16 protein-coding genes and 1 tRNA gene are annotated in these 18,212 nt (G+C 68.5%); 7 read left to right on the top strand and 10 right to left on the bottom strand.

Annotated features, from left to right (window positions below; genetic code table 11):
• Positions 1-17: 17 nt before the first annotated feature.
• The 5 genes from AC0IZJ_RS23900 to AC0IZJ_RS23920 all read right to left on the bottom strand — a co-directional run bounded on the left by AC0IZJ_RS23900 (position 18) and on the right by AC0IZJ_RS23920 (position 6,886).
• Positions 18-2,156 carry a putative bifunctional diguanylate cyclase/phosphodiesterase gene (locus AC0IZJ_RS23900; protein ID WP_471854075.1) on the bottom strand — a complete coding sequence of 713 codons (2,139 nt, stop codon included), beginning with the start codon at positions 2,154-2,156 and terminating at the stop codon, positions 18-20.
• Positions 2,153-3,445 carry an HD-GYP domain-containing protein gene (locus AC0IZJ_RS23905; RefSeq protein WP_471854076.1) on the bottom strand — a complete coding sequence of 431 codons (1,293 nt, stop codon included), beginning with the start codon at positions 3,443-3,445 and terminating at the stop codon, positions 2,153-2,155. Before AC0IZJ_RS23905 ends, AC0IZJ_RS23900 begins: the two co-directional genes overlap by 4 nt.
• A gap of 284 nt (positions 3,446-3,729) precedes the next feature.
• Entirely contained in the window at positions 3,730-5,088 is a 1,359-nt protein-coding gene (locus AC0IZJ_RS23910; protein WP_471854077.1) for a GH1 family beta-glucosidase, read from the bottom strand.
• A 265-nt stretch (positions 5,089-5,353) separates the two neighbouring features.
• Positions 5,354-6,385 carry a LacI family DNA-binding transcriptional regulator gene (locus AC0IZJ_RS23915; RefSeq protein ID WP_471854078.1) on the bottom strand — a complete coding sequence of 344 codons (1,032 nt, stop codon included), beginning with the start codon at positions 6,383-6,385 and terminating at the stop codon, positions 5,354-5,356.
• Positions 6,386-6,532: 147 nt separating this feature from the next.
• Entirely contained in the window at positions 6,533-6,886 is a 354-nt protein-coding gene (locus tag AC0IZJ_RS23920; RefSeq protein WP_457422282.1) for an HU family DNA-binding protein, read from the bottom strand.
• A 103-nt stretch (positions 6,887-6,989) separates the two neighbouring features.
• Between AC0IZJ_RS23920 and AC0IZJ_RS23925 the strand changes: the two genes are divergently transcribed.
• A complete protein-coding gene (locus tag AC0IZJ_RS23925; RefSeq protein WP_471854079.1) occupies positions 6,990-9,056 on the top strand; it encodes a putative bifunctional diguanylate cyclase/phosphodiesterase in 2,067 nt (688 codons plus the stop codon).
• 175 nt (positions 9,057-9,231) lie between these two features.
• On the opposite strand, the gene AC0IZJ_RS23930 is transcribed toward AC0IZJ_RS23925, so the two are convergent.
• The 3 genes from AC0IZJ_RS23930 to AC0IZJ_RS23940 form a co-directional block, all read right to left on the bottom strand.
• Positions 9,232-9,316: transfer RNA gene (locus AC0IZJ_RS23930), tRNA-Leu, on the bottom strand.
• Positions 9,317-9,346: 30 nt separating this feature from the next.
• Positions 9,347-10,858, bottom strand: a complete 1,512-nt coding sequence (amaB, locus tag AC0IZJ_RS23935; RefSeq protein ID WP_471854080.1) for an L-piperidine-6-carboxylate dehydrogenase — start codon at positions 10,856-10,858, stop codon at positions 9,347-9,349.
• Positions 10,859-10,875: 17 nt separating this feature from the next.
• Entirely contained in the window at positions 10,876-11,970 is a 1,095-nt protein-coding gene (locus AC0IZJ_RS23940; protein ID WP_471854081.1) for a saccharopine dehydrogenase family protein, read from the bottom strand.
• 119 nt (positions 11,971-12,089) lie between these two features.
• Between AC0IZJ_RS23940 and AC0IZJ_RS23945 the strand changes: the two genes are divergently transcribed.
• The 6 genes from AC0IZJ_RS23945 to AC0IZJ_RS23970 all read left to right on the top strand — a co-directional run bounded on the left by AC0IZJ_RS23945 (position 12,090) and on the right by AC0IZJ_RS23970 (position 16,579).
• Entirely contained in the window at positions 12,090-12,545 is a 456-nt protein-coding gene (locus AC0IZJ_RS23945) for an Lrp/AsnC family transcriptional regulator (protein ID WP_471854082.1), read from the top strand.
• A gap of 11 nt (positions 12,546-12,556) precedes the next feature.
• Positions 12,557-13,126: an NnrU family protein gene (locus AC0IZJ_RS23950; protein ID WP_471854083.1), complete on the top strand. Its 570-nt coding sequence runs from the start codon at positions 12,557-12,559 to the stop codon at positions 13,124-13,126.
• 93 nt (positions 13,127-13,219) lie between these two features.
• The gene (locus tag AC0IZJ_RS23955) at positions 13,220-15,448 is read left to right on the top strand and encodes a C1 family peptidase (RefSeq protein WP_471854084.1); all 2,229 of its coding nucleotides are present in this window, start codon (positions 13,220-13,222) and stop codon (positions 15,446-15,448) included.
• Positions 15,449-15,461: 13 nt separating this feature from the next.
• Positions 15,462-15,893 (top strand): DUF6970 domain-containing protein, encoded by a 432-nt coding sequence (locus tag AC0IZJ_RS23960; protein ID WP_471854085.1) that lies wholly within the window; start codon positions 15,462-15,464, stop codon positions 15,891-15,893.
• 15 nt (positions 15,894-15,908) lie between these two features.
• Positions 15,909-16,112: a hypothetical protein gene (locus tag AC0IZJ_RS23965; RefSeq protein ID WP_471854086.1), complete on the top strand. Its 204-nt coding sequence runs from the start codon at positions 15,909-15,911 to the stop codon at positions 16,110-16,112.
• A 32-nt stretch (positions 16,113-16,144) separates the two neighbouring features.
• Positions 16,145-16,579, top strand: coding sequence for a VOC family protein (locus AC0IZJ_RS23970; protein WP_471854087.1), 435 nt, complete (start codon positions 16,145-16,147; stop codon positions 16,577-16,579).
• A gap of 1 nt (position 16,580) precedes the next feature.
• On the opposite strand, the gene AC0IZJ_RS23975 is transcribed toward AC0IZJ_RS23970, so the two are convergent.
• The gene (locus tag AC0IZJ_RS23975) at positions 16,581-17,828 is read right to left on the bottom strand and encodes an FCSD flavin-binding domain-containing protein (RefSeq protein WP_471854088.1); all 1,248 of its coding nucleotides are present in this window, start codon (positions 17,826-17,828) and stop codon (positions 16,581-16,583) included.
• Positions 17,825-18,115, bottom strand: coding sequence for a c-type cytochrome (locus AC0IZJ_RS23980; RefSeq protein WP_471854089.1), 291 nt, complete (start codon positions 18,113-18,115; stop codon positions 17,825-17,827). The genes AC0IZJ_RS23975 and AC0IZJ_RS23980 overlap by 4 nt, the downstream gene beginning before the upstream one ends.
• Positions 18,116-18,212 lie beyond the last annotated feature (97 nt).

Below are 18,212 nucleotides of genomic sequence, written 5' to 3' on the forward strand. Positions count from 1 at the left end.
CGCCCGCCGGCAAGGATTCAGCCGTGGCTTGCGAGGCCGAGCCAGCCCGAGACGGCCGCATCGACGACATGACGGCGCGGTCGCACCCGCTGCTCGAACTCGTCGGGCGGCAGCGCCGGCGCGAAGAGATAGCCCTGGAATTCATGGCAGCCGGCCTGGGCGAGGAAGTCGCGCTGCGCTTCGGTCTCGACACCCTCGGCGATGACCTGCAGGCCCAGCGCCCGGCCCATCTGCACGATGGCGTTGGCGATGCCGCAATCGCTGGCGTCGCCCGGAAGGCCTTTCACAAAGCTCCGGTCGATCTTCAGGCGCTGGATGGGAAAGCGCTTGAGATAGCCCAGGGACGAATAGCCGGTGCCGAAGTCGTCGATGGACAGCGTCACGCCCAGGGCCGCCAGGGCCTGCATGCGCTTGAGGCCTTCGTCGGCGTCGCCCAGCAGCACGCCTTCGGTCAGCTCCAGCTCCAGCATGCTGGCCGGCAGCGCGGCGTCCCTCAGCGCGGCGGCGACGCTGTCGACGAAGTGCGCCTGCTGGAACTGCAGCGCCGACACGTTGACGGCGACCGGCATGCGCAGACCGCGACTGAGCCAGTGGGCGGCCTGGTCGATGGCCTCGCGCAGCACCCAGTCGCCGATGGCGATGACGAAGCCGCTCTCCTCGGCCAGCGGGATGAACTCGGCCGGCGAGATGTCGCCGCGCTGCGGGTCGCGCCAGCGGATCAGCGCCTCGGCGCCGATGACGCGGTCGCTGCCCAGCTCGACCTGGGGCTGGTAGTGCAGGCGGAAGCGCCCTTCGGCAAGCGCCTGGCGCATGTCGTGGTCCAGCCGCATGCGCGACAGCAGGTCGACTTCCTTGCGCGGCACGTGGAAGCGAAAGCCCGCGCGGCCACTTTCCTTGACCCAGTGCATCGCGCGCTCGGCGCTGGCCAACAGTTCGTCGGGCGAAGCGCCGTCGCCGGGGTAGAGGGCGATGCCGCAGCTGGCGGTGACGGTGAAGCTCAGTGTGTCGAAGCTGAAGGGCTGGGCCAGCAGTTGCTGCACGCGGCGTGCCGCGGCCTCGGCTTCGAACATCTGTGCGCCGTCGACCAGCAGCGCGAATTCGTCGCCGCCGAGGCGGGCCAGCGTGTCGTTGGCGCCGACTGCGACGCGCAGACGTTCGACGATCTCGCGCAGCACGCGGTCGCCATAGCTGTGGCCCAGCGTGTCGTTGATCTGCTTGAAGCGGTCGAGGTCCAGGTGCAGCAGCGCGAAGGCTGGCGTCGGCTCGTCGGCAGGCACGGCCGCCATCTGTTGCACGATGCGGTCGGCCAGCGCGCGACGGTTGGGTGCGCCGGTCAGCGCGTCCGAGCGGCCGAGTTCCTCGATGCGCTGGTGGGCGGCCAGCTTCTCGCTGAGGTCGCGGAATGAAAAGACCCGCCCGATGGGCTCGCCGCGGCTCATCTGCGGCAGCGAGACCTGCTCCAGCACGCGGCCGTCGGCCAGGCGCAGCACGTCGCTGGAACGCATCAGCGGCGCGTCCAGCAGGGCCTCGATGCGCAAGCGGTACTGCTCGCCGTCACGCATGACGCGTTGCAGGCTCAGCCACAGGCCGGCGTCGCCCGGCTCGTGCAGCAGGCCGCCGGGCAGACCCCAGAGCTTGGCAAAGCGGCGGTTGAAGCTGCGTACGCGGCCGGAGAGGTCGACGACGAGGATGCCGTCGGCGGTGGATTCCAGCGTGGCTCGCAGTTCCGCCAGCAGGGTCTCGCGCTCCGCCTCGGCGCGGCGGCGGCGGGTCTGGTCGTGCAACAGCACCAGCCAGTAGCGGTCGCCCTCGGGCGTGTGGATGGGGCTGATGCTGCGGCTGACCCAGCGCGGCTGGCCGTCGCTGTGCGTCAGCACGGTGTCTGAGCGGATGCGGGCGAAGGGGTCGCGCGCAGCACCCTGCCAGAAGGCCTCGTCTTCCAGCGAGCCGCACAGCATCGCCGGCGCCTGGCCAAGCGCGCGTTCGGGCTTGAGGCCGAGCAGGCGCAGCGCAGCGCGATTGACGACGCTGACGGTCAGGCTCTCACCGTCGACCAGCCAGGCGGGTTCGGGCAGACCTTCGAGCAGCGCGCTGATCACGGACGGCGCCTCTGAGACGCGCGGCAGGGCCGGGTTCGCCTCGCCGCCGACGTTCACGCCGCTAGCTCCCCGGGCCCGGTGCTGACGGCGTCGAAGAAGTAGGCGATGCGCGCCCGGGGGCTGAGGTAGTCCAGCGACGCGCGCGGCAGGAACTGGGGCTTCAGGCTGCGGCGGATGCCGAGGTCGGGCATTTCTTCCAGGTTCAGGATCAGGGCCTCTTCCTTGGCCACCTTGACGTCATGGACCATGACGCGTGGCTTGAGCGGCCGCGCCGAGTTGACGGACACGACCAGCGCATAGCGGTCGTCGGTGAGCTGGACGGTCGAGCCTGGCGGGTAGACGCCCATCATGCGGATGAAGGCGTTCAGCATGGTCGCGTCGAAACGGTTGCGGCCCTGGGCGAACATCAGCGAGAGCGCCTCGTGCGGCGTCATCGCCTTGGAGGTGATGAGCGGGTTGCACAGGCCGTCGAAACGGTTGACCAGCGCGACGATGCGCGCGCCGGTGCTCATGCGGTCCATGTTGATACGCTGCGGAAAGCCGCTGCCGTCGGCGTGCTCATGGTGCTGGGCAATGATGAGGAGCGGCGCTGGTGACAGGCCCATGGTCTGGGCGATGGCGACGCCCTTGGCGACGTGCTGCTGGTAGGCCTGGGTCTCGGCGGCAGTGAAGCTTTCGTCGCGGTGGCGCAGGCGGGCGGCCACTTCGAGCTTGCCGACGTCGTGCAGCAGGGAGCCGACGCCCAGATCCATCATCTCGTCGCGGCCCAGGCCGAAGGCGCGACCCAGCAGCAGCGCAATGATGCAGACATTGAGTGCGTGCGCGGTGCTGCGGTCGCCAGCGGCTTCGTTCAGCAACCGCATATTGAGATCACCCTCGACCAGCATCTTGTCGAGCAGGGCGGCTGTCAGGCTCTCGGCCTCTGAACGGGCCTGCTGCGGGTCGGTCTGGACGTTCTCCATGACCATGCGGAAGCCGTCGGCGGCTTCGCCATACTGCTCCTCGCACAGGCGCAGCGCTTCGCGCTGGGCGGCGAGTGCGCGGCGGTGGGCCTCGCGAGCCAGTTCCTCGGGGCTGGGTTCGGTGGGCGGGGAGGCCGCGGCCTTGTCGTTGCCGCCGGCGCCAACGACTTCGAGCGTCGGCTGAAGGGAGAGGTCGCTCTTGGCGGGGCTCCAGCGCACCTGTGTCAGGCCGAGCCGGCGCAGGATCAGCAGTTGGTCGCTGGAGGCGATCTTGAAGCTCGACAGCGGAAACGGATGCGACATCCAGCCCAGATCCAGGTGGATGAACATTCCCACGGTCAATTGGCTGACGTCGATCAGCGGATCGTTTGATCTATCCTGCATTCACTCAAACCCGCGACCGGGCACCCCTCGCCTTGACTCACGCTTCGGCACCGCTGCCGAGGAACATGAGCCAGCCTCCTGCTATACGTCAAATCGGCAGATCTGCGCCCCAGGCAATTCGGGAAAATTTCCACGGCGGGGCGCAATGCGGAGCTTAGCGCCTGAACGCGACCGAAATTCCGTGCGTTTGTCGGGGCAAACGCGGAGGAATGCATGACCTGGCGCCCGCGTGACACCCGAGACGCGCGCCGGGGAGTGAAGGCCCGGCTCGAACAGGCGCCGTGTCAGCGCCGCGCGTGGTGCCGGGCGATGAGGTCGCTGTACCAGTGGGCGCTGTCCTTGGGCAGGCGCGCCAACGTTTCATAGTCGACGTGAATGAGGCCGAAACGCTTGTCGTAGCCAGAGTTCCACTCGAAGTTGTCGAGCAGGCTCCAGTAGAAATAGCCACGCACATCAGCGCCCAGGCTCATGGCTACGGACAGGGCCTGCAGGTGGGCCGACAGGTAGGCGATGCGCTCGGTGTCGGGCACGCGGCCATCCACCACGCGGTCAGCGTTCGCCATGCCGTTCTCGGTGATGTACATCGGCGGCGGGTTGTACTCGCGCGCCAGGCGCACCAAGTGTTGGGCGAAGACCTCGGGCACGATCTCCCAGCCCATGTCGGTGACGCCGAGCTTGGCCGGCCCCTTGACGGTCTTGCCGTCGGCGCCGAACAGGCTGCGCGTGTAGAAGTTGATGCCGAGGAAGTCCAGCGGCTGGCGGATGCGTTCCAGGTCGCCCAGCTCGATTTTGGGGGCGTCGGCGCCGACGTGATCGATGGCGTCCTGCGGGTAGGCGCCGCGGAAGATCGGGTCCATGTACCAGCGCACGTTCAGGCCATCGTCGATGCGGGCGGCGCGGCGGTCGCCCTCGTTGGGCGTGGCAGGGAAGGACGGCGTGTGGTTCAGGACGATGCCGAGCTGGGTCTTGGTTTCGGCGCGCATTGCCTTGACCGCATCGCCGTGCGACAGCATCAGGTGGTGGGCGACCTGCAGGCTCTCGGCGCGGCTCTTGTGGCCGGGCGCGAACTGGGCCGTCTCGTAGCCCAGCGTGGCAGTGCACCAGGGTTCGTTGTGGGTGGCGATGCTGGCCAGGCGGTCGCCAAAGCGGCGGGCCGTCTCGGCCGCGTAGTCGGCAAAGCGGGCGACGACGTCGCGAGACAACCAGCCGCCCAGGCCTTCGTCCAGCGCCTGGGGCAGGTCCCAGTGATAGAGGGTGGCGTGCGGCTGCAGGCCGGCCTGGAGCAGTTCGTCGATGAGGCGGTCGTAGAAGCCAAAACCGGCTTCGTTCCAGGCACCCTGACCGGTGGCCTGCACGCGCGGCCAGGACAGGCTGAAGCGGTAGCAGTCCAGGCCCAGGCTCTTCATCAGGGCCACGTCTTCGCGATAGCGGTGGTAGTGGTCGCAGGCGACGTCGATGTTGGAGGCGTCGTTGATGCGGCCCGGCTGGCGGCAGAAGTGGTCCCAGATGGACGGGCCTTTGCCGTCCTCGGCACCGGCGCCCTCGATCTGCGCGGCGCTGGTGGCCACGCCCCAGAGGAAGTCGGGCGGAAAAGACTGGGCCAGCGTGGCGGGATCGAGGCGTGCGGGATCGAAAAGATTCATGTTGCTGGAGGGCCGGGCTTGCCGGTGCCGGGACGGGATGGAGGACGTGAATCGGAGTGAGCGCTGCTTACCCCGGGGCGAAACTGCAAAGCCGGCCCACGATGGCACCGATGCGCCGGATCCACGACCCAGCAAAAAAGATCATCCCCGATCGTTGACAACGCTGTCAATCGGAAATGACAGCGGTGTCTTTCAGGAGTTGATCTATTTCACGAGCCAGCGCCGTTCACATCTGCCGCCGCGTCAGTGGCGCGGCAAGCGGAATTCAGCAGGCGCGGGTGGAGTCGCGCACGATCAGTTCATGCGCCAGCACCTTGTGCAATTCGCCATCGTCGGCGGGCACGTCGGCCTTGTGGCCCGATACCAGCATCTCCACCGCAGTTCGCGCCATCTCGGCGACCGGCTGGCGCACGGTGGTCAGCGGCGGCCACACGAGGGCGGCTGTGGCTGAATCGTCGAAGCCCACCACCGACAGTTCGTTGGGCACGTTCAGCCCCAGCCGATGCGCGGCGGCCAGCACGCCCAAGGCCATGTCGTCATTGCTGGCGAATACGGCAGTCGGGCGCTGGCGACCACTGAGCAGCTTGTGCGCGGCGTCGCGGCCACTGGCAAAGGTGAAGTTGCCGCGCTGGATCAGTTCTGGGTCGGGCTCCAGGTCGTGCGCACGCAGCGCCGTGGCAAAGCCTTCGTAGCGCGCTGCGCTTGCCGACTGGTCGGGCGGGCCCTTGATGAAGGCAATGCGCTGGTGGCCGAGGCTGAGCAGCAGGTTGGTGATCTCCTCGGCCGCGTGGACGTCGTCCATGCGCACCGAGGGCACACCCCGGATGTCGCGCTCCGGGGACATCAGCACGCAGGGCGTGCCGCTCTCGCGCAGCGCGGCGAGCACCTCGGGGTTGTCGCACAGCGGCGGCGTCAGGATCATGCCGTCGGGCCGCAGCGCCATGACCATGCGGTCGATCTGCTGGCGCAGGTCGGGCGCGTCGTTGTGAAGTGACTCGACAACCAAGTGATAGCCGAGTTCGCGGCAGCGCAGCGTGGCGCCCTGCTGGACGCTGCCGACGAAGTTTGCGCTGGGGTCGTAATAGAGCAGGCCGATCAGAAAGGAGCGACCGCCTGCGAGGCTGCGAGCCGACTGCTTGGGCCGGTAGCGCAGCGCCTCCACCACCTTGAGCACCGCGTCCCGGGTGCTCTCGTGCACGCCGGGCTCATGGTTGAGCACGCGGGACACGGTCTTGATCGACACGCCCGCTTCACGGGCAACGTCGACGATGGTGGGAGTACCGCTGCGCGCGCTCATGGAGCCCCTCGTCCAAGGTTTACCTTGGCCGGTCCCCCGAGGGGACGGCGATGCTCACGGGGCATGCCCCGCTCGCACATCGCCTGACGGGCCGGCTTGGGAGCGGCCTGGCACTCGGCCCGAAAACCGCTCCACATGCGTTTCACCTTACTTCTTCTTGGCCTTGGCAGCCGGCTTGGCAGCGGCCTTGGCGGCGGGCTTTGCAGCAGCCTTCTTCGCAGCAGCCTTGGGATCGACGGCAGCCTTGAAGCCAGCACCAGCGGTGAACTTGGGCAGCTTGGCGGCAGCGATCTTGATCTTGGCGCCGGTGCTGGGGTTCACGCCGTTGCGGGCGGCACGGGCGTGCTGCTTGAAGGAACCGAAGCCCGGGATCGACACGGCGCCACCCTTCTTGACGGTGGTGACGACGGCGTCCAGCAGCGTCTCGAGGATGCGGCCGGCTTCGGCCTTGCTCAGCTCGTGCTTGGCGGCCAGGTGTTCGATCAGATCGGTCTTGTTCATGCGGGGGGTCTCGTTCAAAACGCGCCCGAACGGCTCGGGCGGGCGGGATTGTGGCGCATACAGTCGGGCCAGATCCCCGTGTTCATCGCCAATGCCGCCGCCCGTGCACTTTGCCTCGCTCCTGGACGCCCTGCCGCAACAGGTCTGGAAGGCCGACGCGCAGGGCCGCCTGCTGTGGATGAACGCGCGATTGGCCGAAGCATTGAACCGCCCCGCCCTGCCGACGCCACTGGCCAGCTGCCTGCACGACGACGACCGCGCCGCCTTCGCGCAGACTTGGGGCGAGGCGCAGATGACCGGCCGCTTTGCGATGGAGTACCGCCTGGGCCACACCTGGGTGCTGGCCCAGGCGCAGCGCCTGCCCGACTCGCCGCTGTGGCTGGGTACGCACACCGACATCGCGGCACGGCGCGCGGCCGAGAACCGGCTGAACGAGGCCGATGCCATCTGGAAGCTGGCTCTGGAATCCAGTGGCGACGGCGTCTGGGACTGGCATGTGCAGGCCGGCACCGAATATTTCTCGGACCGTTGTCTGCGCCTGTACGGCTTCGAGCCCGGCGACGTCGAGGCGACGCCCGAGGCGTTCGATGCGCGCACGCATCCGGACGACTTGGCGCAGATGGCGCGCGACCGCGAGGACCATTTCGCCGGCCGGGCCGCCGTCTACCGCAATGAGCACCGCGTGCGGGCCAAGGACGGCACCTGGAAATGGGTGCTGAGCCGCGGCATGGTCATCGCACGGGATGCGGCGGGCCAACCGCTGCGCATGGTGGGTACGCACACCGACATCACCGACCGCAAGCGCCAGGAGACGCTGGTCTGGCAGCAGGCACGCATCGACACGCTGACCGGCCTGCCGAATCGCCGCTCGCTGCGCGAACGCATCGAGCGCGCGCTGGCCCAGCGCGCCATGCGCGGCGAGGAGCTGGCCGTCATGTTCGTGGACCTGGATCACTTCAAGGAGGTCAACGACTCGCTGGGCCATGACGTGGGCGATGCGCTGCTCGTGCAAGTGGCCGAGCGGCTACGGGGCTGCATGCCGGCGGGCAGCGCGAGTTCCAGCGTGGTCGCGCGCATGGGCGGCGACGAGTTCACCGTGCTGCTGGCGGCGCCCCAGGCCGCGCCCGAAGCGGAGCGCGTCGGCCATGAGTTGCTGGAAGCCTTGTCCGAGGCCTTCGAGGTGGCCGGTGAGCGGGTCTACGTGTCGGCCAGCATCGGCGTCTGCCTGGCGCCTCGCGACGGGCTTGAAATCGAGGCCTTGTTCAAGCATGCCGACCTCGCCCTGTACGAGGCCAAGGGTGCCGGCCGCAACCGCATGGCCATGTTCACCCCGGCCCTGCACGAGGCCGCGCAGCGCCGCAACCGGCTGGCCGCCGAGTTGCGCGAGGCGCTGCGGCTGGGGCAGTTCAGCCTGGTCTACCAGCCCATCCTGTCGCTGCGGGACCCGGCCGCGCCGCCCCGCAAGGCCGAGGCGCTGCTGCGCTGGAAACATCCGCAGCTGGGCGACGTCAGCCCGGCGCAGTTCATCCCGATTGCCGAGGCCACCGGCCTCATCGTCGACATTGGCGACTGGGTGTTCCGCACAGCGGCGGCGCAGGCACTGGCCTGGCGCACGGCGGGGCAGGCAGGCTTCCAGATCAGCATCAACAAGTCGCCGGTGCAGTTCCTCGGCGAGCGCAGCCACCGCGCCCAGCCGGACTGGGCCGGCTACCTGACGGACATGGGTCTGAGCGGCGACGCACTGGCAGTTGAAATCACCGAGGGCCTGCTGCTGGAGCGCGACGAGGCCGTGGCGGAGCGGCTGCGCGCCCTGCGCGAGGCAGGGCTGACGATCTCGCTGGACGACTTCGGCACCGGCTATTCATCGCTGAGCTATCTGCAGCATCACGAGATCGACACGGTGAAGATCGACCGCAGCTTTGTCGCCGGCCTGGAGAGCGGCGGCAAGGCACTGGCGCTGTGCCGGGCCATCGTGACGATGGCGCATGAGCTCGGGATGGAGGTGGTGGCCGAAGGCGTGGAGACCGTGGCGCAGATGCTGGCGCTGCGCGAGATGGGCTGCGACTGGGGGCAGGGGTGGTGGTTTGGGAAGGGTGTGCCGGCGGCGGAGTTTGAGGAGAGGTGGTTTGGCGCCACGCCTGTGGGCTCGGTTTCCGCCACCACTCGCTGAAGCGCCCATTTAGGGCGCATCAGCGGGGACTCGGTCACGTCCCGCGACCCCGGCAGCCACATGCCCTTTGTCGCTGCGCGACCAACTTTGGAGCCAAGCTCCAAAGTTGTGAGTCCTCTCCTGGGCATCAAAACGCAAAAAGCCAGCGCAAGCGCTGGCTTTTGTCTTTTTGTTTTGGTGCCCAGGAGAGGACTCGAACCTCCACGGAGTTACCCGCTAGTACCTGAAACTAGTGCGTCTACCAATTCCGCCACCTGGGCTTTCAGGAGCCGCAGACTATAGCCCAGAAATCACAGGTCGAACTTGACGCCCTGGGCCAGCGGCAACTCGCTGGAGTAGTTCACCGTGTTCGTCGTGCGGCGCATATAGGCCCGCCATGCGTCCGAGCCGCTCTCGCGGCCACCGCCCGTTTCCTTCTCGCCGCCGAACGCGCCGCCGATCTCTGCACCCGACGTGCCGATGTTGACGTTGGCGATGCCGCAGTCGCTGCCAGCCGCGCTCATGAACGCTTCAGCTTCCCGCAGGTCGGTCGTGAAGATGGCCGACGACAGGCCTTGAGGCACGCCGTTCTGAAGCTCGATCGCCTCTTCAAGCGTCGAGTACTTCAGCGTGTAGAGGATGGGCGCAAAGGTCTCGTGGCGGACGACTTCGGTCTGCGACGGCATGCGCACCAGCGCCGGCACGGCATACCAGGCCTCGGGAAAGCGATCTGCAAGCGCTCGCTCGCCGCCCGACACCTGCCCGCCCTGCTCCCGCGCTGCGCTCAACGCGAACTGCATCGCGTCGAAGGCCTGCACGTCGATCAACGGGCCGATCAGGGTGCCTTGCTCAATGGGCGAGCCGATGGGCAGCTGCGCGCGGGCGCGGTCCAGGCGGTCGACCAGCGCGTCATGGATGCTCTCGTGGATGATGACGCGGCGCGTCGTCGTGCAACGCTGGCCGGCCGTGCCGTAGGCCCCGAACAGGATGCCGCGCACGGCCAGGTCGAGGTCGGCGCTGGGCGTGACGATGATGGCGTTGTTGCCGCCCAGCTCCAGGAGCGAGCGGCCGAAGCGCGCCGCCACGCGGGGGCCGACGGCGCGGCCCATGCGGGTGGAGCCGGTGGCGGAAACCAGCGCCACGCGAGCGTCGTCGACCATCACTTCGCCCACGTCGGCGCGGCCGATGACCAGCTCGGACAGACCGTCAGGCGCTGCATTGCCGGCGGCGCGGTAGGCCTTCAGCGCGCGCTCGAACAGCGCTTGCGTGGCGAGCGCCGTCAGCGGCGTCTTCTCGCTTGGCTTCCACACGCAGGCATCGCCGCAGACCAGCGCCAGCGCCGAGTTCCAGGCCCACACGGCGACCGGGAAGTTGAACGCCGAGATGATGCCGACGACGCCCAGCGGCAGCCACTGTTCCATCATGCGATGGCCGGGGCGCTCGCTGGCGATGGTCAGGCCGTGCAGCTGGCGCGACAGGCCGACGGCGAACTCGCAGATGTCGATCATTTCCTGGACTTCGCCCAGGCCTTCACTGGTCACCTTGCCGGCTTCAATCGAGACGAGCTGTGCCAGTTGGCTCTTGTGCGCGCGCAACTCTTCGCCGAACAGGCGGACCAGTTCGCCGCGCTTCGGTGCCGGTACGACGCGCCAGGCCTTGAAGGCTTCGTGAGCCCGGCCCACGGCGGCCTGCATGTCGGCGGCGCTGGCGGTGGGCAGTTGGGCCAGCACGCTGCCGTCGATGGGCGAGCGAACGGTGAGGTCGCCTGCGCCGGGCAGGTGGACGCCCAGTGCGTCCAGAACGGAAAGGGTTTGTTGCTTCATGGCCAGTATTGTCCTGATCAGGAAATCGACTCGACTTGACGCGACTGTTGATACGCCGAGCCGAAGCGGTTGGCCAGAAAGTCAGGCAGCGCGACCTCTTCCTGGCGCACGAAGCCCTTCTGCGGCAGCCGGCCCTCGCGGAACAGGTCGACCGCAGCGCAGATGCCGGCTGCCGTCGTGATCTGGATCGCGCTCAGCGGCTGAGCGCCGTCACGCGTGGCGAAGATCTTGCGCGCAAACACTTCCTGCAGCAGCACGCCGTTCTTCATGCCCGAGACGGTGACGAAGACGAGGACCACGTCCTGCATCGTCGCGGGCATGCTCTTGCGCATGATGTCCTTCAGGTTGCCCTGGTCGCTCTTCAGGCCCAGGTCGCCGAGCAGGAACTGCATCAGGTCGCGGTGGCCGGGGTAGCGCACGGTCTTGTAGTCGAGGTTGCGCACCTTGCCCGCCCAGGTCTCGCACAGCGTGCCCAGGCCACCGGAGGTGTTGAAGGCCTCGTACTCGGTGCCGTCCAGGCTGAAGTGCTCCAGGCCCTCCAGCGGCAGCGCAGCAATGGTCTCGCCCTCGTGGATGGCCTCGCAGGGGTGGCAGTACTCGTTGATGAGGCCATCGACCGACCACGTCAGGTTGTACTTCAGCGCGTTGGTCGGGAAGGCCGGCAGCGCGCCGACGCGCATCTGCACGTCGCGCACCGAGTCGAAGCCGCTGGCCAGGTGGTGGGCGACGATGCCGATGAAGCCGGGCGCCAGGCCGCACTGCGGCATGAAGGCGGTCCTTGCGCCCTTAGCCATGTCCTTGATCGCCTTGGTGGCCGCCACGTCCTCGGTCAGGTCGAAATAGTGGCAGCCGCACTCCAGTGCCAGCTCGGCGGCGGTGATGGCCAGGTGGTAGGGCAGCGCGTTGACGACGGCGTCCTTGCCGCGCAGTTGGGCGGCCAGCGCAGCGCGGTTGTCGCTGTCGACCTCGGCGGTGGCGATGCCCTCGGCGGCCAGCACCTTCAGGTAGCCGGGGTTCTTGTCGAGCACGGTGACCTGGTAGTCGCCGGTGGCGTGCAGCAGGCGGGCGATGGTCTGGCCGATGTGGCCGGCGCCGAGCAGGGCGATCTTCATGGGGGACTCCAGGCGGTGTTTGCGTGGAGGGAACTCTAGGCAGGGTCGGCGACGAAAGAAAGCCATGCTTCGACGAAAGCGATTGATGTTTCGCCGATTCGTCGCGATGATTCGCCGAAATGACCGATGCCCCCACAAATGCACCCGACGACTTCGACCGCCGGCTGATCCTGCTGCTGCAAGCCAATGCGCGCGAGAGCACAGCCACGCTGGCGCGCAAGCTCGGCGTGGCGCGCACCACCGTCGTCGCCCGGCTGGCGCGGCTGGAGGCCAGCGGACGCATCGTTGGCTACACGGCGCGGCTCGGTGGCGACGAAGCGGGCCGCAGCGTGCAGGCGTTTGTCGGCATCACCGTCAGCCCCAAGGCCGGGCGCGAGGTCGTCAAGCGACTAACAGAACTTCCGGAGCTGCGCCAGCTCGCCTCCGTCAGTGGTGAGTTCGACTACATGGCGCTCTTGCGCGCCGACACTACGGCCCGGCTCGACGCATTGCTCGACGAGATCGGCGACATCGACGGCGTGCTGCGCACGAACAGCTCGGTGGTGCTGGCACTGCGCGTTGACCGACAAACATGACGGAGAACTCCATGATCTGGCTCGCCCTCGGCCTCACCCTCTTCCTCGGCATCCACCTGACCCGCGCGCTGGCACCGAAGTGGCGCGAGGCGCAGATCGCCCGGCTTGGCGACAAGGGCTGGAAGGGCCTGTATACGGTGGCGTCGCTGGTCGGCTTCGGGCTGATCCTGTGGGGCTATTCGCAGGCGCGCTACAACCCCGTCGTGCTGTGGCAGCCCATTCGTGGCATGAACCACCTGGCTGCTGCGCTGGTCCTCATTGCCATGATCCTGATGGCTGCCGCCTACGTGCCGCGCAACCACTTCAAGGCCAGGCTTCAGCACCCGATGACGCTGTCAGTCAAGGTCTGGGCCCTCGCCCACCTGCTGGCCAACAACACGCTGGCCGACGTGATGCTGTTCGGCAGCTTCCTGGTATGGGCCATCGTGGTTTTCCGCGCGGCGCGGCGCCGGCCCGCGCCGGTGCTTGCCACGCCGACTGCAGCGGGCACGGCGGCCACGATCGTCGCTGGCGTCGTGTTGTGGGCGGTGTTCGCGTTCTGGCTGCATGCGGCCTGGCTCGGCGTGGCACCGCTGCACTGACCGCCGACCTCAATCGAGAGGATCAGCCTGACCTGCAGGCTTGTCCGGGCCTGCGGTGCCGGCCATCATCCGCTGTTCCTCCAGGAGACAGCCATGGCCACCAAGCCCCGCAAGCCCGCCGCCAAGAGAGCCGGGAAGACCGCAGCCAACGCAAGGCCCACGCCCAAGCTCGACGCCCGCCCCGACCGGCTGGACCTGCGCGACCTCGTCTACCGCGCGCCGCTGCGTTCGCTGCCGGCCCGCTGGCCGCTGGACGCCGACCTGAAGAAGCTGCTGCCCGCCTACGTCAAGTCCGGCCGCATCCTCAACCAGGGCAACGAGGGCGCCTGCACAGGCTTCGGCCTGGCCTGCGTCACCAACTACCTCTACTGGCTGCGCCACCTCGAAACGCCGCGCGTCAAGCTGCCCGACGCGGTCAGCCCGCGCATGTTCTACGAGCTGGCCAAGCTCTACGACGAATGGCCGGGCCAGGACTACGAGGGCTCCTCCTGCCGCGGCGCGCTCAAGGGCTGGCACAAGCACGGCATCTGCTCGTCCACGCTCTGGCCCTATCCGCTGGACGCCAACGGCGGCGGCGTCTTCCAGCGCCCTCTGGCCGGCTGGGACGAGGACGCGACGCGGCGGCCGCTCGGCGTCTACTACCGCGTCGACAAGAAAAGCGTCGTCGACATGCAAGCCGCCATCTACGAGATCGGCGCCGTCTACGTGTCGGCGGACGTGCACGACGGCTGGGGCCTGGGCGAGTCCACGATGCCGGCCAGCCACGACAAGCTGCCGCGCATCGCGCGCATGACGAGCAAGACCGGCGGTCATGCCTTCGCGCTCGTCGGCTTCAACGAACGCGGCTTCGTCGTGCAGAACAGCTGGGGCACCGGCTGGGGTGCCAGCGGCTTTGCGGTGCTGCCATATGAGGATTGGGTCACCAACGGAACGGACGCCTGGGCGGTGGCCCTGGGCGTGCCGCAGGACCTGTCGGACATGTTGTCCCGCCAGCCGGTGGCCGCCAAGGCCGGCAAGGCGGCGGTGCACGCGGTCGGCGGCTTTCGCGTCATGGCCGGGCGCGGCCTCAGCGATGTCGCCGCCACGCTGTGCGTGGGCGACAACCCGCAGGACGACCCCTGGCCCTTCAACCATGAGTTTGCGCACAAGCCCTACCACCCGCTGCGCACCGATGAGGCCTACACGCACACGCTGGTCTCGGGCAACGACGGACAGCTGATGTCCACCGACTTCACACGCGCCCGCGACGACCGCGAAGGCCTGGCGCGCGAGCTCGTCGTCGAGCGCCCGCTGGCCTGGTTCAAGCGCAGCAAGGACAAGACCGTCAAGCTCGCCCTCTACGCCCACGGCGGGCTCAATTCCGAGATCGGCTCCATCCAGCGCATCCGCGTGCTGGCGCCCTACTTCCTGGCCAACGGCATCTACCCGCTGTTCTTCACCTGGAAGACCGGCCCGGGCGAGACGCTGATGGACATGATCGAGGACCTTGCCCACCGCGTCATCGACGGCGACCGCAGCGAAGGCTGGCTGGACCGCCTTCGCGAGGCCGTTGCCGAAGCCAAGGACCGCGCCATCGAGGCCGTCGGGCGCCAGTTCGCCCGCGGCATCTGGAGCGAGATGCGCGAGAACGCCGCCGGTGGCGCGACGGCCGACCATGTGCTCGACCTCACCGCCCGCCTGCTGCGCGAGCTGCGCGACGCGCTGGCCAAGAGCGGCAAGACGCTGGAGGTCCACCTCGTCGGCCACTCGGCCGGCTCCATCCTGCTGGGCCACCTGCTGGGCCGCCTGGGCGGCGTCAACATCGTGCAGGCCGCGAGCTGCGAGCTCTATGCGGCCGCCTGCTCCAGCGGCTTTGCCGTGCAGCACTACGGCGCGGCCCAACAGGCCGGCGTGCTGTCGTTGAAAAACCTGCGCCTGCATGTGCTGACCGACAGCAATGAGCGCGCCGACGGCCTGCCCAATGCCGAGCGCGACATCTACGGCAAGTCGCTGCTCTACCTCGTGTCGCGCGCGCTGGACGACATCCGCAAGCAGCCCCTGCTGGGCATGGAGCGCGCGCTCGTGGCCAGCGACCCGCTGTGGGCCGGTGACCAATGGGCCGACGGCCAGGCCCGCCAGGACATCGCGGCCTGGCGCAAGCTCTGGCCTGCAGGCGACCTGCTGCACCGGGTCACGGCGCCATCGGTGCGCACCACCAAGACCGGCAAGCAGATCGCCGCCAGCCACGGCAGCTTCGACAACAACATCGACGTGCTCACGGGCACGCTGGAGCGCATCCGCGGCGGCGCCCTCGTCGCGCCGATGGAGTGGCTGGACTACTGAGAAACTCGCCTCCATGCGCCTGCCCAAGCTCACTGCTTCTACCCGCCGGTATGCCGGCATCGTCCTCGGCATCAGCGTCGCTCTGGCCTTGGCCGCTGCCGCCAGCAGCGCCGTCGAATTCGGCGAGCCGGCGCCCGTGTCCACGGCAGCGCCCAATGCCGCCGTCCGCGAGCGCATCCGCGCCTTCGAGGCCGATCCCCGGCCGCGCGCGCTGGACGACGTGACCGCCTTCGTGGGCCCGGACAACCGACCGGTCTATCTCTTCACGCCGATGTGCTGCGACCAGTTCAACCCGCTCTATGACGCCGACGGCCGCTTCATCTGCGCGCCCTCAGGCGGCTTTGGGGGTGCTGGCGACGGCAAGTGTCCGACGTGGGCGCACAGCCTCGGCCGAAAGCTGCGCCTGCCAAAGCCCACCGGCGAGCAACTTCAGCAGCCCGGCTGACGGTCGGAGCGACCGATGGACGCCTCCACGCTGCTCTGGGGGCTCCTGTTCGGCGCCATCGGCGCTGGCTTCTTCATCTATGGCAAGAAGCAGCGGGCCTGGGTGCCGCTGTGCTGCGGCCTGGCGCTGATGGTGTTTCCCTACTTCATCGCCAATGCCTGGCTGCTCGTGGGCGTAGGCGTCGTGCTCTGCGGCGTCCCGTATTTCTACCGGCCCTGACGAGGCCATTGCCCAACCGTGAAAATGCGCGCATGAAATACCTTCACACCATGGTCCGCGTCGAAGACCTCGACGCGTCGATGCGCTTCTACCGCGACGCCCTCGGCCTGCACGAGGTCAAGCGCTCCGAGCACGCCGCCGGCCGATTCACGCTGGTCTACCTGGCCGCGCCCGGCGACGACGACGCCCAGGTCGAACTGACCTACAACTGGCCCGACGTGGACGGCAAGGCCGAGTCCTATACCGGCGGACGCAACTTCGGCCACCTGGCCTATGCGGTGGACGACATCTACGCCGCCTGCCAGAAGCTGATGGACCACGGCGTGCTCATCAACCGCCCGCCGCGCGACGGCCGCATGGCCTTCGTGCGCTCGCCGGACGGCATCTCCATCGAGCTGCTGCAGCACGGCCCGGCACTGGCACCGGCCGAGCCCTGGGCGTCCATGCCCAACACCGGCGCTTGGTAGGTCACAAGGCGAGCGTGTCCGCCCAGATGTTGTCGGCCCAGCCCAGCGCATAAGCCGCTTCCGCAGCGCTCGCGGCGGCCGACACGCCGCCCGAGCCGGGCACCGTCTTCATCGTCTTCTCCACCGCGTCGTACTGGTGGACCGAGGCCACGTGCATGGCCTCGGCCGGCGTGACGAAGCTGTAGCAGGTGTTCATCACCACCGGCGCCGGGTTCACCGCCTCGCCCTTCAGCAGCGCCAGCACGGCCGCCGCCGCGAGCTTGGCCTGCTGGTTGGCGAGGTGGGCTGACTTGGGCATGCCGGGCGCCGACAGGATGGCGTCACCGACGACATGCACGCCCGGCGCTGCCTGAGCCTGCATGGTCAGCCAGTCGATGCCCACCCAGCGGCCGTTCACGTTGGCGAAGTCGCGCGCGAGATCACCGGCGCGTTGCGGCGGGATGAGGTTGAGCACATCGGCCTTGATGTCCTCGAACTCGAAGCGCGCGACGCCGCCGCTCACCTCCTTCAGTTCGGCGTTGGGCCGGTACTCCAGCACCCCGGCGTGATGCTGCGCAAAGGCACGCTCAAACAGCGCCTTCTTGCTCTGCACCTCGGGGTTGGCGTCCAGCACCAGCAGCTTGGCGCGCGGCTTGGCGCGGCGCAGGTAAGACGCGATCAGGCAGGCGCGCTCGTAGGGCCCAGGCGGGCAGCGATAGGGCGCCTTGGGAATGCTCATCAGCACGACGCCACCGTCGCGCAGGTCTTCGAGCTGGCGGCGCAGCGCCAGCGTCTGCAGGCCGGCCTTCCAGGCATGCACGGCGCGGCCGCTGACGTAGGCCGCGGCCAGCCCCGGGATGCCGTCGAGCATGAAGTCGACGCCCGGCGCGAGGATGAGGCGGTCCCAGCGCAGCGTCGTGCCATCGGCGAGGCGGACCGACTTGGCTGACGGGTCGATGGCGACCACTTCGCCGCGCACCCGTTTCACGCCCTGCGCCTCCAGGCCCGCATAGCCTTGGCCGATGCTGATGGCGTCGCGCACGCCGGCGACGACGAGGTTGGACATGGGGCAGGAGATGAAGCCCTCGTTGCGCTCCACAAGCATGACGTCGACGTCCGCGCCGCCCCAGAGCTTGAGGTAGCGCGCCGCGGTCGCGCCGCCAAAGCCGCCCCCGACGACGACGACACGGCCGAGGCTGGCCGTCGTTGGCGTGGCGCAGCCCGCCAACGCCAGGCTGCCCACCGAGACGAGTTGGCGCCGCGTGATCATGGCTTGGCCTGCGCAGCAAAGTAGGCGGCCACCAGGCGCAACTGGGCCTCGGTGTAGCCCTTGACGATCTGCGGCATGACCGTGCCGGGCTGGCGGCCGCTGCGGTAGTCGGCCAGCGCCTGCAGCATCACCTCGGCCTTCATGCCGGCCAGTGGCGGCATGGCGGAGCCGCGCGGCCGGCCGTGCGTGCCGTGGCAGCTGGCGCAGGTGGCCGCGAGGCTGCGGCCGGCATTCAGATCTTGAGCCAGCGCCGGAGCGCACAGCAACAGCAGCAACCAGGCCTTCATCAGCAACTCCTCAGAAGCTGTGAACGGACTCCGCGCAGCAGAGCAGACCGCCGCGGCGGCGCCAATCAAGGCGCAAAGCACAGCCGTAGCCGGCACT

It is taken from the genome of Roseateles sp. AC306, assembly GCF_979253795.1.